This window comes from Natrinema gari JCM 14663, assembly GCF_000337175.1.
GTDB classification, from domain to species: domain Archaea; phylum Halobacteriota; class Halobacteria; order Halobacteriales; family Natrialbaceae; genus Natrinema; species Natrinema gari.
Window position 1 is genome coordinate 22,766 of sequence record NZ_AOIJ01000021.1, and the last position, 15,736, is coordinate 38,501.

Annotated in this window: 10 protein-coding genes and 2 pseudogenes; 11 read left to right on the top strand and 1 reads right to left on the bottom strand. The window is 61.3% G+C overall.

Features of this window, described 5'->3' with window-relative positions; all coding sequences use genetic code 11:
• The first annotated feature begins 1 nt into the window (after position 1).
• From C486_RS00550 to C486_RS22540, 5 genes and pseudogenes are all read left to right on the top strand, one after another.
• Positions 2–1,123 carry a hypothetical protein gene (locus tag C486_RS00550; RefSeq protein WP_008451798.1) on the top strand — a complete coding sequence of 374 codons (1,122 nt, stop codon included), beginning with the start codon at positions 2–4 and terminating at the stop codon, positions 1,121–1,123.
• Positions 1,116–3,408: pseudogene (locus tag C486_RS00555) on the top strand (VirB4 family type IV secretion system protein). Before C486_RS00550 ends, C486_RS00555 begins: the two are co-directional and overlap by 8 nt.
• Positions 3,401–7,720 carry a primase-like DNA-binding domain-containing protein gene (locus tag C486_RS00560; protein WP_008451800.1) on the top strand — a complete coding sequence of 1,440 codons (4,320 nt, stop codon included), beginning with the start codon at positions 3,401–3,403 and terminating at the stop codon, positions 7,718–7,720. The pseudogene C486_RS00555 and the gene C486_RS00560 overlap by 8 nt, the downstream one beginning before the upstream one ends.
• 349 nt (positions 7,721–8,069) lie before the next feature.
• Complete coding sequence (locus C486_RS00565) at positions 8,070–9,422, top strand: phage NrS-1 polymerase family protein (RefSeq protein WP_008451803.1); 1,353 nt, start codon at positions 8,070–8,072, stop codon at positions 9,420–9,422.
• Between the two features lie 127 nt (positions 9,423–9,549).
• Positions 9,550–9,684, top strand: coding sequence for a hypothetical protein (locus tag C486_RS22540; RefSeq protein WP_275039784.1), 135 nt, complete (start codon positions 9,550–9,552; stop codon positions 9,682–9,684).
• Between the two features lie 34 nt (positions 9,685–9,718).
• Here C486_RS22540 and C486_RS00570 read toward each other — a convergent pair whose 3' ends face one another.
• Entirely contained in the window at positions 9,719–10,654 is a 936-nt protein-coding gene (locus C486_RS00570) for an NAD-dependent epimerase/dehydratase family protein (protein WP_008451805.1), read from the bottom strand.
• 377 nt (positions 10,655–11,031) lie between these two features.
• Here C486_RS00570 and C486_RS00575 point away from each other — a divergent pair, with 377 nt between their 5' ends.
• The 6 genes and pseudogenes from C486_RS00575 to C486_RS00600 all read left to right on the top strand — a co-directional run bounded on the left by C486_RS00575 (position 11,032) and on the right by C486_RS00600 (position 15,734).
• Complete coding sequence (locus C486_RS00575; protein ID WP_008451806.1) at positions 11,032–11,322, top strand: hypothetical protein; 291 nt, start codon at positions 11,032–11,034, stop codon at positions 11,320–11,322.
• Positions 11,322–11,645 carry a DUF7558 family protein gene (locus tag C486_RS00580; protein WP_049909971.1) on the top strand — a complete coding sequence of 108 codons (324 nt, stop codon included), beginning with the start codon at positions 11,322–11,324 and terminating at the stop codon, positions 11,643–11,645. The genes C486_RS00575 and C486_RS00580 overlap by 1 nt, the downstream gene beginning before the upstream one ends.
• A gap of 106 nt (positions 11,646–11,751) precedes the next feature.
• Complete coding sequence (locus C486_RS00585; RefSeq protein ID WP_008451808.1) at positions 11,752–12,459, top strand: DUF7437 domain-containing protein; 708 nt, start codon at positions 11,752–11,754, stop codon at positions 12,457–12,459.
• Positions 12,460–12,468: 9 nt separating this feature from the next.
• Positions 12,469–13,037: pseudogene (locus tag C486_RS22720) on the top strand (hypothetical protein).
• A 681-nt stretch (positions 13,038–13,718) separates the two neighbouring features.
• Complete coding sequence (locus C486_RS00595; RefSeq protein ID WP_008451811.1) at positions 13,719–14,582, top strand: hypothetical protein; 864 nt, start codon at positions 13,719–13,721, stop codon at positions 14,580–14,582.
• Between the two features lie 225 nt (positions 14,583–14,807).
• Positions 14,808–15,734, top strand: coding sequence for a transcription initiation factor IIB (locus C486_RS00600; RefSeq protein ID WP_008451813.1), 927 nt, complete (start codon positions 14,808–14,810; stop codon positions 15,732–15,734).
• Positions 15,735–15,736: the final 2 nt, after the last annotated feature.

Here is a 15,736-nt window from a genome sequence, read left to right on the forward strand (position 1 = left end):
AATGTCAGCAGATCAAGACGCGGCTGCACGGCGCATTATGGACCAATTCGGTGAGGAGAGCCAAATCCCGTATCTCAATATCGAGGAAGGTGACGTCGGCATGCTCATCGCCTTCCCCATCATTGGGTTGTTTACCGCGGGCCTCACCGGCATCGAATCGCTCGCCCTCCCGTTCGTCGCTGGTGGGCTCGGCTTTGGCGTCGCCGTCATCTACGTCTCCCCAGCTCATCTGAACGCCTGGACGTGGACGAAAGACGTCTATCGGTACGTCAAACGCCCCCATATCACGTTCAATGCGCCCACCGAAGCCGACAGTAGTACGAACGAAACGGAGCGAAACGAGGGCGGACTTGCGAACTACACGCCCTTCAAACCGGACGAACGAACGCAGGACCTCACGAACATCGAGCGAGCGTGGCCGGGCGCTAGCACGATCCAACGAGACGATGGCACGATGGAGGCGTTCATCGAGATCGACCCGGCGAACATGGATTTCGCCATGTCCGACGACTGGGCGCAACTCCAGGACGCCGGCGAAGAATTCGCCAACAAGGAACTCGACTCGAAGCTCAAACTCCACGCCACCACTCGCTCGTTCCCCGTCGAGCAGATTACCGAGACCATTGAGGACCGCCTGAACGACGAGGATGTCACGGAGAACCCGATCTTCAAAGAGCTCCTCGAGGAGTACCGGGAGACGCGGCCCAAAGAGATGCGTGACCGCGGCATCCAGCAGGTGCGGTACTACATCGGCGTTGAAGTCAGCCCGATAGAAGTGTACGACCGTTACCGTGACGAAGGGACGCCGGCCGAGAAACTGACGCAGTTCCCCGTCATCGGCTTCCTGTTCAACCCGTTCGTCACCCGCCGCGAGAACCTCACCGACGTCGAACGCCGTGCCCAGATGTTCGAGAAACTCGACAGCCGCGTCAACGACGTACGATCCGAGTTCATCCAGCAGGCGTCGGGGTGGTCCGCGCGCCGGCTCAGTACGGTTGAGCTGTTCGTTCTGAATATGGACTTCTGGAACGGCCGCGAACACGACTACGACGAGGCAGAACGTGTCGTTCGCGACCAATCGATCATCGGCCATTCGCGCCGGGAGGATCCACACGATGCGTGACCTGATCCTCCAGACAGGTGGAGGCGCGCTCGCCCCCATCACCGAGTGGCTCCAGAACCTGACACCAGCGGAGGGTGCAGTACTTGCTCTCGTGGTGGGTCTCGTTCTCGGTGTCGGCAGTAAGCATCTCTGGGACCGCTTCACTGCAGATGATGAACCAACCGTGGATTTCTCGGATGTCCTCGACGAGGAGACGCTCGAGGACGGCGATGCCGAACGTCAGCTCCTCGATGACATCTCCGAGTCACACAAGACGGTGACCGCGCCCGGAGCTGTCGAGTGGGAAACACGAGCCGCACGGGTCGGCGAGCAGTGGACAACGACGCTGTACATCGCTAACTATGCTGACTACCCCAACGACGGATATCTGAGCGAGCTCTTCGAGCTGACCGACGTCGAGTTTGACCTCACCGCCCACATCACGCCGAAAAATCAGGAGCGAGCCCGGAACGAACTGCAGGACATCGCTGACGACCTCCAGGTGGATGCTGATCTCGAACAGAGTATCCGGAGTGCCTATCTCCAAGAGCGCGCCAACGAAGCCGCAGCGACGTACACGGCCGTCGAGAACGGTGCGAACGTCTTCGACCAGGGGATGTTCATCACGGTGCGGGCCGACGAGAAAGACGCCCTCCGGGACGCCGTCCAGACGGTCAAGAGTGCGCTCCGTGACGACCCAGCAAACCTCACGCCGAAGACCGCCATCTGTCGCCAAGACCTCGCCCTCCAATCCGCGGCGCCGATCGGCGACAACGAGTTCGGGCGCACGTCGATTGCGCTCGGCGGCGCCGTCGGCGCGTTACTGTCCTCGCCGCACAACGCGACGATCCTCGAGGAGGGTGGCGTCGAGTTCGGCATCCACAAGGACAACCAGAGCCCCGTGGTCATCGACCCGTTCGCTCGGGATAACGGGTACGCGATGTTCACGGTCGGTGACACGGGCTCGGGGAAGTCGTTCAGTTCGAAGCAGAACTTCATCCGGTCGATGGAGCAGAGCAAAGACCGCATCGGCATCATCCTCGAACCGCTGAACAACTGGGCCGGCGTCGCCGAAGCCCTCGACGCCAAACGCATCACGGTCGGCGGGACACTCGGACTAAACCCGCTGGAGATCCGAGAAACGCCTGAGCACGTCCAGCGGGCGATGGGTGAGGACGCGAGTCCGTTCAACGAGAAGCTCGACGACGCGATGAGCTTCCTCACGAACTTCTTCGCNCGTCCAGCGGGCGATGGGTGAGGACGCGAGTCCGTTCAACGAGAAGCTCGACGACGCGATGAGCTTCCTCACGAACTTCTTCGCGCTCCGTGGTATCTCGCTTGGCGACCGGCGGACGACACTCGAACTCGGGCTCAAGCGCGCCTACAAGGGTAAGGGGATTACCGACGACATCACCACGCACAGCAACTCAAGCCCGACCATCCGCGATATGATGGACGTTTTCGAGGACATGATCGACGACCCCGAGGAGTTCGTCGTGCGGTCCGACGAGGAAGCGGGGAAGATCAAGGAGGACGCGACGTGGCTGCTCGATCAGCTTCGTCCCTTCGAGGACGACGGTCGTCACGGGAATCTCGGCCAGGAATCGGACTTCGACATCCGGGACGAGAAAGTCATCTATCTCGATCTGGCCCAGCAAGAGGGGAGCGTGGACAGCAGCACGGCGCTGACGATGCAGTTACTCATCTCGCTCGTGTATGAGCGGGCGAAAGTCTCGGACAAGGAGGTGGTGTTCTACATCGACGAGGCCCGCTACATCATGCAGGACGCCGCGAGTCTGGCGTTCCTCGAGACGGTGTTCCGGCATCATCGCCACCACGATCTCTCGATTCGGCTGGTCACCCAGACCGTCGACGAGTTCTTCGAGCACGCTGAGTCTGAAGCAATTCTCGATCAGTGTGCGGTCAAGCAGTTCCATCGCCTCGACGGGATGGACGAAGAATGGGCCGACGAGTTCGGCCTGAACTACGCCCAGATGCGGTTCGTCCAGGACGCGGTGCCCGGCAACGAGGACGCTGGTTTTTCCGAGGCGCTGGTCGGTGTCGACGGCGAGTGGCGCGGGCTCAAAGTGCAAGCGATGTCCAAGGAGAAGCAGGTCATCGACTTCGAGCCGACCGAGCAACGGCGAACCTCGCTCCCCGGAACTGGTGAAGACGCTGTGGACACGGATATCCAGGCGTTCCAGGACGATCTCGAAGCCCGAGCGACCGACACCGAAGAAACAGCGCTCGAGCAGCTGCCAGCGGAACCCGATGGCGGTTCAGAAGAGAGTGATACCAATGCGTGAGTATCTTCGCGTGACGCCGACCTCCGAACAGTTCGCCCAAGAACGTCTGCCGAAGGCAGTAGAGAGTCTTCACAAACTGACTGCAACGGATTCGACAGGGCTGGCTGACAAACTGAATCCCTTCCATAGCGAGACACCGCCGCGATTCGAATTCCTCGCGCTCAGCGAGGGTGCAGACGAGCCCGTCGAGTTCTACTACGGCGCCGACGACCACGTGGATACCCTCAAGAAGCGGCTCCGGTCGATCTATCCCGAGACGTTCGACATCGAACACGTCGAGGTCGATGTCGCATCCCGACTCCTCCAGCCTGTCGAATTCGACCGTGAGGCATTCGTCGAACAGTATGAGTCAGGAGGTCTCCAGTACGAATTCGGTCCTGACGAGCACTACGACCTCGGAACTGACGACGACAGTCAGGCCGAGCCGGCAGACGTCGAATCAGCCGTAGATGGAGGAACAGCCGCCGACCTATCTACCGACCATATCGTGAAAGTCGGAGACACCGGCCTCGAACTCGCCCCACCAGCGGCGATTCCCAGGGACAAGCCGGTCACAACGCTGGCGAAACCAACGATAACGTCAGAAGGGACCGTCCTTGCTCGGCCAGCGACTGATACCGTCTCCCCACTCGGCATCCGGTGGCAGGGCTCGGCAACGCGAAAGCAGGACTGGATGACCTCACTCGCGCCGTTCACTGGCGACAATGGGGACGATAGTCCTGAAGCCGTCGACCAGCCCGGTGGCGCGCTCGCGTCGCTCGTCGATGACTTGACGGAGGCGAGCGCACCACTGGCGTTCCAAGTCGTCTTCCAGCAGCGAGATAGCTGGCAGGGCGATGCCGACGTTCGCACGGAAGACATCATCGATGGGCGGGACACCTGGCCGCAGCGGGTTTTGGGACCTCTCTTGGAGCCTGACGATGGGTCCAATAGCCGAAGCCGGGAGGAGTTGCGTGGCACACGAGCAGATCGTGTCGGCGCTATCGAGGCAAAACACGCGAAGCGCTCGTTTACGGCGAATATTCGTGCTCTCGGCGTCCCATCCGACGAGGACGAGCGTGAGGCACTCGACAAGCGCTTACAGTCACTCGGGTCAGTCTTCAATACACTTGACGGGCCGTGCTACAAGATACGGGCCGAGCGGCTGCGCGACAACGGATTGCGGCAGGCCAAGAAAGAGCAGCACGCACGAACCGCGCTACACCGGCTCTTAGACCGCGAACTCACGACCGGCCGCGGGAAAACCCGACCGGAGTTCGTGCTGGATGGCCGCGAGCTGGCGAACTTCGTGGTGGTGCCCTCCTCGGAACAACTCTCCGTCGAAGGCGCACGCGGAACACGTGCGGAACAACAGAGTCGGAATCCGCTCGCACGACCACATCAGGACATCATGAGCGAGTTCCGCGAGGGGGTGGCCATCGGCTACGCCCTCGACGACACCGGCGATCCCGAAGATGTCCCGACACGCATTCCGCCCCGACTGCTGCCGATGCATTACGGACGGTTCGGCACCACGGGCTCAGGCAAGTCGAAAGCCCTGATCAACGATTTGCTGTCGCTGTACGATACCACCGAGGGCCCGAACATCATCATCATCCCGAAAAACGACGACATGGCCCAGAACTACATGCGGGCTCACGCACGTCGGTTTGGGATGACCGACCTCAAGGAGAACGTCGTCCACTTCCCGATTCCGGACGTGCTTCCCGGCTTCTCCTTCTTCGATCTCGAACCCTCGCTAGAGAGTGGCCGACGACGTGAGGATGCCGTCCGGCGGAAAGCCGACCACTACGAGGAGATCCTGAAACTCGTCATGGACGAGGAGCGATACAAGCGAGCGACGGTCGCCCCAACCCTCATCAAGACGCTCATTACCGCGCTGTTCGACGAGGAATACGGCCGTGAAAACGGCCAGTACCGTGAGTCGACGGACTACTTCGCTCACCGCCAGCTCGAACACGTCGTCGACCAGCTGTGGGAAGCTGGCCCGCCACAGCCGAATCTCGCGGACGCACCGCGGTCGAGCGACGAGGAGGTCGCCCGCATGATCCGGCGGCAATTCCAACACGATTCGACCACCTTCGACAACGTGATGGGAGGGGTCACACACCGGCTCAACTACATCTCACAGAACCCCCACCTGCGCCGTATCTTCAACAATACTGAGAACCAGTTCGACTTCCGGGAGGTGCTTGACGATAACCAAGTCATTCTGTTCGCCCTCGGCGATCTCCGTGACGAGGCCGCCCGGATTATGACCGGGATGATCCTGACGAATCTCGACGACGCGCTCAAAGACCGCAAGCGTGACCTCACCCAGTACCCCGACGACTACGTCGTGAATCTCCTCGTCGACGAAGCCGCCTCGGTCGTTGTCTCCGACATTATGAACGATCTGCTCGAGAAAGGGCGGGGCTTCCGGCTCTCTGTCGGCCTCTCGATGCAGTTCCCCGAACAATTGGAAGCGGAGGGTGGGCGGAAAGTCTACATGAACGCGCTGAACAATATCGGGACGTCACTGGTCAGCAAGATCAGCGTCGACCGAGAGCTGGCCCGGGCGATGGCCCACGAGGATATGGACCCGGCGGATTTCGCCAACCGGATTCGCTCGTTACCCCGTGGGGAGTGGATCGCCAGTGTACCGAGTCCAACGTTCGGAGAAACAGGTCCGTATCCGTTCAGTCTCAAACCGCTCGACATCCCACCGGGCCACCCTGAGAGTGAATACCCGCTGACAGAGCGTGAAGAAGAACAGTTCACAGAGACGCTCGCCTCGATACATGAGGACATCAGTGACGACTACGGGGTGCCAGCGGAATCGGCTGTGTCCACAGAGAGCACGCCTGCGGAGTTAGACGAGGTGCTCAGTATCGAAAGCGACGACCTGGACGTTGCGCTAGCGAAGGTGGTCCGGAGTCTCCAGCTTCGAGAGGGGGGCCGCGAGGAGAACGGATGGGTAGCTGTCGAAGCGGTTGACGAGGAACTCAGACGGCTCTTTGAGGAGGTCGACGCCGAGCCGCCGTCGTATGAGGAGCTAGCAGACATCCGCGAGCGGTCACACCATCTCGATACGACCGTCGATATCGACGCCGACGAGATCCGGATTCGATTGACCGACGCTGGCGAAGAGGTTGCGACGCCCGATACTGGTGGCGTGCAGGCCGCCGGTGGGAGTGACCACGATGCCGCACTCCGCCAGATCGAAGAAGAGCTCACCGCACTCGGCTTCACCGTCTCAATCCTCACACAGGATGGCAGCGAGAAACCCGACGCGAGGGCAAGTCATCCCGATGTTGCCGATCGATTCGCTATCGAAGTCGAAACGACGACACCCGAGAAGCCCGCGAAAGTGCTCACGAATCTTCGGAAAGCCCAGGAAGCAGGAGATATCCCGCTGTTCGTTGTTCGCCCCGGAACAGACGAAACAGAGTGGGCCGAGCGTGTCGATGGCATTCTCACACAACCCGTTCGAGAGTTGCAGAATGGCGATACTCGGTTCTACACTGCCGATTCAAATATCACGTTCAACGGCGGGGCGACCGAAGACGGCGGGGTGACGGCCGTTCGACCGGCGAACGACAGCGAGAACGGGATCCAGAACATCTGGCAGCGTGATGGCGACGAGATTGTCCTTCGTGACACCGGGGGGACGGAACACATCCGCCTCTCATCGCTTGCGGACCTCTCGAAGGACCGTGTGCCAGCCATCTACAGCTACGACCACGCTGCCGACGAGTACGTCGTGTACAAACACGGTGAGCAACAGATCTACAAGTCGAAATCGGCGTTCGAGGACGACTGGGTCCAGATAAAGCGCCCATTCATCCCTGAAAATGATATCCCCGTACCAGAGTACACACATTCAACGTACGGTATCGTTATCCTTCATGATGAGGCAGAGTCGGTCCTGTATGCAGACGGTGAAGGGCAGCCACTCTCGGCACTTCCCAAGGAAATTCTCCGTCCGGCGTCGTCCGAATCAGCGGCCGCTGAAGAACCAAATAGTCAGGCCGGCCAGCTAGATGATTCAGTGGAAGAGGAAACAGATTCATCGCCTCCCTCGTTCGAATCATTCGTCGGCGATTATCTCGTCAAAGACACGGATGAAGCCGTGCCAAAAGATGACGTATTCGGCCTCTACAACGACTGGGCAGAGGCACATGGCATCGACGACCCGATGAATAAGAGTTGGTTCACGCGGAAGCTCAATACTCATCTTGAGGTTGGATCTACAAAAAAGCGAATCGACGGAGAACCCGTGCGGCATTACACAGGTGTCCGCATTCGCTCTGAAGAAAAACCTCAGTCCTAAAATGGAAGTACACGTCCCAATTTCCGATAGTATGCAAATATTCGAGAGGGGTTCCACCCAAAATAAATTATGACCACACTCCATCGGACTTGGAGGGCAAAAATCACCCGACAACGGCATGTTCCACCCAAATCCCGAATAGGTGGAACACCAACGAGATGGCCGAAATGGGTGGAACCCCCTCACGTCCGGCGGTTTTCACCCAGATATAGCGGATGTTCCACCCAAAACCAACTAGTATAGAACGGGGGGTCCCCGTTGGGACCAAGGGATTGGATCGAGGAGCGGAACGGAGTGAATTCTGTGTGGGCTCAGAGCCAGTGAGAGCCATGCGGGGTGCTATACGAGTATGAGTGAGCGTAGTATCGACGAGTCGGAGGCGATTCCGGAGACGTTGCGCGAACGCGAGCAGTGGGTGTGCTGGCGCGAAGAGGAGCGGGACGGCAAGCCGGCGAAGATTCCGGTGACGCCAGGGACTGGCGGGTTCGCGTCGTCGACGGAGGCACAGACGTGGGCGAGTTTCGAGACAGCACTCGAGTACACCGAGACGGAGCACGCCGATGGCGTCGGGTTCGTGTTTACCGACAACGACCCCATCGTCGGCGTCGACCTGGACGACTGTCGCGGTCCCGAAACCGGCGACATCGACGACGCCGCACAGGACATCATCGCACGACTCGACTCCTATACGGAGGTGTCACCGTCCGGTACCGGCTATCACGTCCTGATCACCGGCGAACTCCCGGAGGGGCGGAACCGTCGCGGGAGTATCGAACTGTACGATANGTCACCGTCCGGTACCGGCTATCACGTCCTGATCACCGGCGAACTCCCGGAGGGGCGGAACCGTCGCGGGAGTATCGAACTGTACGATACGGCGCGGTTTTTCACCGTCACTGGCGACCACGTCGAGCGGACACCCACGCACGTTGCACGTCGACAGGACGCGCTCACAGCGATCCACCGTGAGTACGTTCAGGAGACCACACGTGACACAGTTGGCGAGTCCGAGCAGCGCGGTGGCGTCGACGACGAGTCATCGACGACCGGTGCAGCCGACGTCGACGTCGACCTCGAGGACGATGACCTCCTAGAGAAAGCAACGAATGCGTCGAACGGCGAGAAGTTCGAGCGGCTCTGGAACGGGAACACCGTCGGGTACGACAGCCAGTCGGAAGCCGACATGGCGCTGTGTTGCCTGCTGGCGTTCTGGACCGGCGGCGACCGAACGCAGATGGACCAGCTGTTCCGCCAGTCAGGATTGCTTCGGGAGAAATGGGACGAGGTCCACTACGCTGACGGGTCGACATACGGGGAGAAGACCATCGAGCGTGCGATTGCGGCCACTTCGGAGTTCTACGATCCGGACGCCGGAGACGACGCCGCGGATCCCCACAGCCCCCCGGACAAGGTCACAGCTGGCGGTACGCCTGACGACGCAGATCGGAGTCGTGCGTATCTAGCCGAGAAGAACCGACTGCTGAGCGAGCGCGTCGACGAACTCGAGGCGACGCTCGAACAGAAGACGGAGCGGATCGAGACTCTCGAAGCAGAGGTCGAGCGGCTCACCGACGAACTCGCAACCCGTGACCGAGAGACCGAGCAGCCCCACGAGGAGGAAATCAGTACTGCGAGAGAAAGTAGTAGCAAGTCGGAGTCTCAATCCGTATGGGCACAGTTATTCGGCGGAAGTTCGGAGTAAGGTGCGGCAGCGACGGAGCGTCGTTAACCCTCGTCAGGGGTACGGGGTTATCAGATATTGTGAAAAACTGTGACAATCCCGCCATCAGCGTAAAACACTTACGTGGCTGTGTGTGGGAGAGGAAACAATGACCACGTTGGAGTCGCTTCCCGAGATTTCATGTCCGAACTGTGATCGACTGTTCGATGCCGACGCACACAAAGGACGGGACGCGTTGGTCTGTCCCGAGTGTGATACCTTGGGCGTGGTGCTGTTCGCCTGACTGGCAGGATCCGCGGCGAAGCGACCGGAGTTCGTTACTCGTTGACCGGCGAGTCCGCCTCTCGATACGGCCGACAGACTAACTCCACCCCGTCTTCAAAGTCGATTTCGGGCTCCCAGCCGGTAGCCTCCCGGAATTTTGAGGCATCAGCCATAGTATCGTGGACGTAATCGTCGAAGGGACACTCGATATACTTGGGATCGACGTCCGTGCCGAGGGCGTCGTTGATCATCGCAACCATCTCGTTGAAACTATAGGCCTCCTCCGTCCCCACGTTGAACACGCCCGTTAGCTCGTGGTCGGCAGCAAGTTCGCAGGCGCGGGCGACGTCACGAACGTGGGTGAAATCACGCGTTTGGGTACCGTCGCCGAATAGCTCCGGGGGCTCTCCGGTAGCGATCGCGTCCGCGAACTGCGCGATCGTGTTCGCGTACTCGCCCTTGTGCGCCTCGTTCCCGCCGAAGCCCTGATAGACGGAAAAGAACCGTAATCCGGCCACGTTCATAGCGTGATGGTTCGCGTAATACTCGGCATAGCGCTCGCGTGCGAGCTTCGACGCTTCGTAGGCGGTGTGCACTTCAACGTCCATACTTTCAGGAGAGGGCTCCGTGCGGCTCCCGTAGATAGAGGAAGTGGAGGCATAGACGACCGTCTCACAACCCGCTTTCCGGGCGCGCTCGACCGTGTTTACAAATCCCTCGACGTTCACCCGGCAGCCGCGTTGTGGATCCGACTCATGCATATTTCGCGAGGACAGCGCCGCGAGATGGAAGACCACGTCGACATCGGCCGGAAAATCATCCTCCAGCACCGAGGCTTCAACATATCCGACCGCGTCGTCGAGGTTCTCGGGCGTGCCGAGGTAGGTATCGTCGACCGCGATTACGTCGTTATCGGCCGCGAGGCGGTTCGCAAGAGACGAGCCGATGAAGCCCGCGCCGCCCGTGACGAGGACGCGTTGGTTCTGCATAGATGGTTGTCCTCGGGACGGCGGTTTAGCGCTTCGGTTCGGTACCGGCTGGTTGATTTGTCCGTGGTGAATTACTCTTTGAGGTGCGTGATCGGCGTGTCAGGTGAAATACTCATCAGCGAGGCTCGTGTCAACGTACGCCTCAATTTGCTCGACGTATCGTTCGCCCGGCCCGATTGGCGTACGCGGATTTCGCATTACTGACAGCAAGGGTTGCACACAGTAGGCTGGTAGGGTGGCATCATACTCCCTTCCAGCCAGGAAGGGGCCCAACTGGACGGTGGCTGCCGTGGGACATCCTGCCCGCGCCGCAGGTGTGTCTATCGGCACCAGGAGGCGTGAGGCGCGCTCGAAGCGCGTGCCATAGTTGAGTTCCTATGACTGGACCCGATATCCTCGACGACACGACAGACGATCACGAGCGGCTCGAAGCCGAACTCGTTGCACAGGACCGTGATGCGGCCCAGGTCTCGACGGCAGACATTGACGAGCGGAGTGCCCGCCGTCTCGTGAATGATCTCCTCGAGGACGATATGGTGAGGCCGATCCCTGACCAGCGAATCCTCGTCCACGAGCCCAGTGGCGAGGCCTTCGACTCGATCACCCAACTCGCCGTGTTCCACCGCGGCTGGCGGGCCGCCACCGATGTCGATACGGGGGACGACTGATGCAACAGACGCTCTCTGGGTGTGCATTCTGCGATGTACGTCCCGGCGCAGAGATGGGCGAGGCGCATACCTGGGGGAAAGACGACCGGGTGACGTACCCGATCTGCGTCGATTGTGCGCTCCAGGAACAGCCCGGTCCCGAGGAGCGCGATCACCACGCCTGCGACAGCTGTGGACTCGTCGTCGACGCCCTCGCGGCACTAACCCGCTTTCGCGTCGAACTCGGGCATCTCGAGGGACCACTCCAGTTCTGTGCGCGGTGTAGTCCTGGCGGACCTGCGACGTACTGGACGCGAGATTTCGAATTACACGTTGTCGAGTAGCCGTTCAACTCGGTGGAGCGTCTCTCGGTGTCCGTTCACATGAGGCCAGCAGTGCATCACTCGCCGCACCGATAGTGTGAAGTACACGGACTTCGAACTAACTACTATGGCTCCTGATCGCGAGCACATTCGTCCGGATGGCGGGATCGACACGCTGGACCCGCCACCGATCGACGTCCTCACCGAAGAGACGCTCGAGCCGGAGACGCTGGCCGAGAACGCGCCCCGGCTCGAAACAGTCGTGGAACTGCTCAACCGCCCAGCACTCACTCGCGTCTACGTCTTCATCTGCTACTGGGGCCCGGTCGCCCCACCGGAAGCTATGGAGGCGCTCGACCTCTCGAAATCGACGGCCTACGCGTACGTCGACCGACTGGTCGACCTCGGCCTCGTCGACCGCGACGACTCGACGCGTCCCCAGCAGCTGACTGCGGACCCGATCATCATCGTCGAGCAGTACGTCCCGATCGTCATCACGCCGACCGTGCTCCACGCCCTCGCGCTCCAAGAGGTCGACGAGGACGTCGAGTACTTCATGGACCGGTACGGCCTCGGGAAGCTCATCGCCGCGTTGCGCGGCGCCGGGCTCCACTTCGCCGGGAACACTACCCAACGAATGGTCGCCAGCGACATCGACGTTCGCGAAACGGAAGCGATGATGATCATCTACGCGCTCAAACCGGCACTGGCCGTCGGTCGGGAGCACGACCCGTTCTTCGAGTATCTCTTCCCGGATGTCCATGACGAGATGGACCTCCCCGATCTCGACGACGTGGCTAACGCCCCGACGGACTCGTCGGCCCCCGACAGGTGAGTCCGTCGAATGGGTCGAGACACGCCATTATCCGCTGACCAGGATGTCCTCGTCGACGCGAACATCTTCTACGCGATCGGCCGGCCCTCGAATCCGCAGTACCAACGATTTCGCCGAGCCATCCAGCACGCCGGCGTCGTCTGCAAACTCCCCCGGCGCGTGATCGACGAACTCGGCGGCTCAGAGACGGATCGTGTCCAGACGGCACTCGACGAGGAATGGGCCGAGATCATCGATGCCCCATCACCGACAGACGGAGACGCTGTCGCGGCGAGCGATATCGCCAGACGGACCATCGCGAGTGAAACGACTAAAGCCGAACACGACGTCGAGAAGACGGACGCGATTCTTGCGGGGCTGGTCATTCAGTATGTGAGAGACCGCTCGACAACGGGGGTTGTTGTCCTCACAGACGATCAGCCGGCCAGGAAGGGGATCGAGAACGCCGTTCGAGCGCAGGGGNGTCATAGAAGAGTTCACACGTCCGCAGTATAGCGATCTCTATTAAGAGCACCACCAGTTTTAGACACTCTTTCCATACTCGACCAGCTAATCACCTACCTCACACTGACCCATGACAAGCGTTCTATGACCCCCTCGTCTACGGCTTGGCGGACATCATCGGCGACGACCCGGGCGACTCGATGCGGCTGATCTAGACCGAGCAGTGATCCTCATTCCGAAAGCCCTCGGCCGCTCGACGTCCCGCGCCCCACGCTGCGCGCCTCGTCCCTCGGTGCTTGCGGAGTCGGGGGACGGCCGAGGCGGCCTCGCCCTTTCTGAGTCCACCAGGTAGCGGCTGAAGCACGGAGCGTCGACGTCGGTTGACCAGTTGATTCGTAACGGCTCGCCCCGCTCGCCGCTGCCGCCCTCCGCGTCGCTCGCGACCGACCATTCCGGGCGTGCGGGCGCTCTCCACACCGCCCGCGCCCGTTCCGGGCTAAAATGGATGTGCCCTCGACGCCAGCGCTTCACCCGTTCGGGTCCTCCGGACCTCGGCTCCGCCGACCGCGACGGACAGTGGTTGCGTCGCGGCGAACGGGGAATGCGCTGGCCGCTCGCTTCGGGCGGGTCGGCGCGCGGTGCTGGATGATCGGCCGCCTCGGGCGCGCTCTCGCTCGCGCCCCAGGGGGCGCTCGCGAAGGCGCGAGCGAGAGCGCGCAGATTGATCTGTCGGTCGGTGTCGTCGAGGAAATCCGCGATGTAGGAGCATCGCGGTGTCGGGCGCGTGAGCGCCTTCAGAACTTGGTGAAGTTCCAATGTCCAGTACTAACTCCAGTCGCAAGGTCGTTTCGGTCGATGAACAGGCGTTCGAACAAGCGGACGAGCAGGCAGTCGATGAAGATGGCTTTCCGGTCGTCGACGAGACACCGGAGTTCGAGGCGACGGTCAAAGAGGAGACGCAGGCGAAAGTGGATGCGAACCACCCGGACGGGATCGCAGACACGAGCGAGGACCGGATTCACGGCGTCACCCTCGAACAGGAGGAGCGCATTCAGGCGCGGGAAGCCGAACTGGAGCGCATCAGTGCCCAGGCCGAACTCGGGACGCAGGACGGTCGCGAGCAGCGCACACGGGAGGTCGTCAGCGAGCTGTGTGGCCGTGACGAGCCGGCGTCGGTGGAGCGGACGGATCCCCGGGAGGAGCTGACGCAAGACGAACTTGCGGAGGTGAACACGCAAGCGATGCGAATCAGCGACGAAGTGCAGGGCGGCTGGGTGAGAGCGGTCGTCGCGAAGCAGTTGGCCGAGCGGGTGCAGCGCGGTCAGGACATCACGAAGGCGGTGTTAGAGTTGGTAGACGAACTGAAGGCAACGCCGGGAGCAGTCGTGCCCATTGCGGATGTGCCGGACATCGCGGTCGGTGAGGTGACGGTCGAAGGAACAATCGAGACCCTCTGGGAGCCTTCCTCCTCAAGCATCCAGCAAGTCGGGCTGATAGCGGATGATAGCGGGAAAATCAAGTTCACCTGCTGGGAGAAATCCGGGCAGACAGTTGTGCGTGAAGGGCAGACGGTCAGGTTCCGGGCAGCAGCCAAGAATTGGTACGAAGGCCGGTGCTCAATCGCGCTGACCGGGTGGTCGCGTATCGAATTCCCAGAGCGCGGCCGCTGGTGGGAATAGCCGGGGCGACGCGCCCCTTTTTTTGCTGGTGTGTACGCGTCACCGCCACCTCCCACCGCCTCCACGGTCCGGGCTGCTCACGGCGCTGTGCGCCGTTGCGCGGCCGGGCTTTCGCCACCGCGCCCCAACGGTGTCAGCGCCGAACCGTGTGATGTGTATGTGCCCCTCGATGGGTGAGGGGCGTTCCGAGAGACGCGATCCGCGTGAGTCCCCTCGTGCGTATCCATGGCAACGAGAAACATCTACGAGACGTCGTTCGACGAAGACGTCCAGACCGACACGGAGTCGAATCAGTGTCCCGAGTGCGATGGCCGGGTCACCACCAATGCGGTTGAAACCGTCTGCGAGGACTGTGGGCTCGTCGTCGACGAGCATCAAATCGACCACGGGCCGGAGTGGCGAGGATTCGACGCAGACGAACGAGAGCGGACGGGCGCTCCGCTGACGGCGACGCGGCACGATCGGGGGTTGTCAACGGAGATCGGGCGCGGGGCCGACGCGAATGGAAACGAACTCTCCGGACAGAAGCGACAGCGACTCGCTCGAATGCGACGTGAACAATCTCGTGGGCGGTTTCAATCGAAGGCAGAGCGCAACCTCGCTCACGGGCTCAGTGAAGTCCGCCGGATCGTGAGCAGGCTCGAGCTGTCCGAGTCGATCCGTGACCAGGCGTGCCAGCTCTTCCGCAGTGCTCAAACCGAGGACCTCCTCCGCGGGCGGTCAATCGAAGCGATGGCTGCGGCGAGCGTCTACGGCGCGTGTCGGTGCAACGGGCGGCCGCAAACTCTCGACGATGTCACCGATTCAGCGCGAGTCGTGCAGTCGCGGGTGACGAACGCGTACAAAACGCTGAATACGGAACTTGGCCTGCCGGCCCAGCCCGTGACGCCCAGTGCGTTCGTTCCACGGTTGGCGTCGGATCTCGACGTCTCCGATCAGATCCGCCAGCGGGCCCGGCAGTTGGCGGACGCATTCGAATCGACCGGAGCAACCACTGGGGTTCAGCCGTCAGGGTTCGCCGCAGCCTGTCTGTACAAGGCCGGCCACGAACGAGGCCAATTGCTCACCCAGTCGAACGTCGCTGACGTTGCGAACGTCTCACCAGTCACCGTGCGGACCCACCGCGACACGCTGGACAAACTCGCTGTGTAACA

Excerpts from the sequence above, each read along its gene's own strand:
- C486_RS00550 (WP_008451798.1), top strand. The coding sequence starts at position 2 with ATGTCAGCAGATCAAGACGCGGCTGCACGGCGCATTATGGACCAATTC.
- C486_RS00560 (WP_008451800.1), top strand. The coding sequence starts at position 3,401 with ATGCGTGAGTATCTTCGCGTGACGCCGACCTCCGAACAGTTCGCCCAA.
- C486_RS22540 (WP_275039784.1), top strand. The coding sequence starts at position 9,550 with ATGACCACGTTGGAGTCGCTTCCCGAGATTTCATGTCCGAACTGTGAT.
- C486_RS00570 (WP_008451805.1), bottom strand. The coding sequence starts at position 10,654 with ATGCAGAACCAACGCGTCCTCGTCACGGGCGGCGCGGGCTTCATCGGC.
- C486_RS00575 (WP_008451806.1), top strand. The coding sequence starts at position 11,032 with ATGACTGGACCCGATATCCTCGACGACACGACAGACGATCACGAGCGG.
- C486_RS00580 (WP_049909971.1), top strand. The coding sequence starts at position 11,322 with ATGCAACAGACGCTCTCTGGGTGTGCATTCTGCGATGTACGTCCCGGC.
- C486_RS00585 (WP_008451808.1), top strand. The coding sequence starts at position 11,752 with ATGGCTCCTGATCGCGAGCACATTCGTCCGGATGGCGGGATCGACACG.
- C486_RS00595 (WP_008451811.1), top strand. The coding sequence starts at position 13,719 with ATGTCCAGTACTAACTCCAGTCGCAAGGTCGTTTCGGTCGATGAACAG.
- C486_RS00600 (WP_008451813.1), top strand. The coding sequence starts at position 14,808 with ATGGCAACGAGAAACATCTACGAGACGTCGTTCGACGAAGACGTCCAG.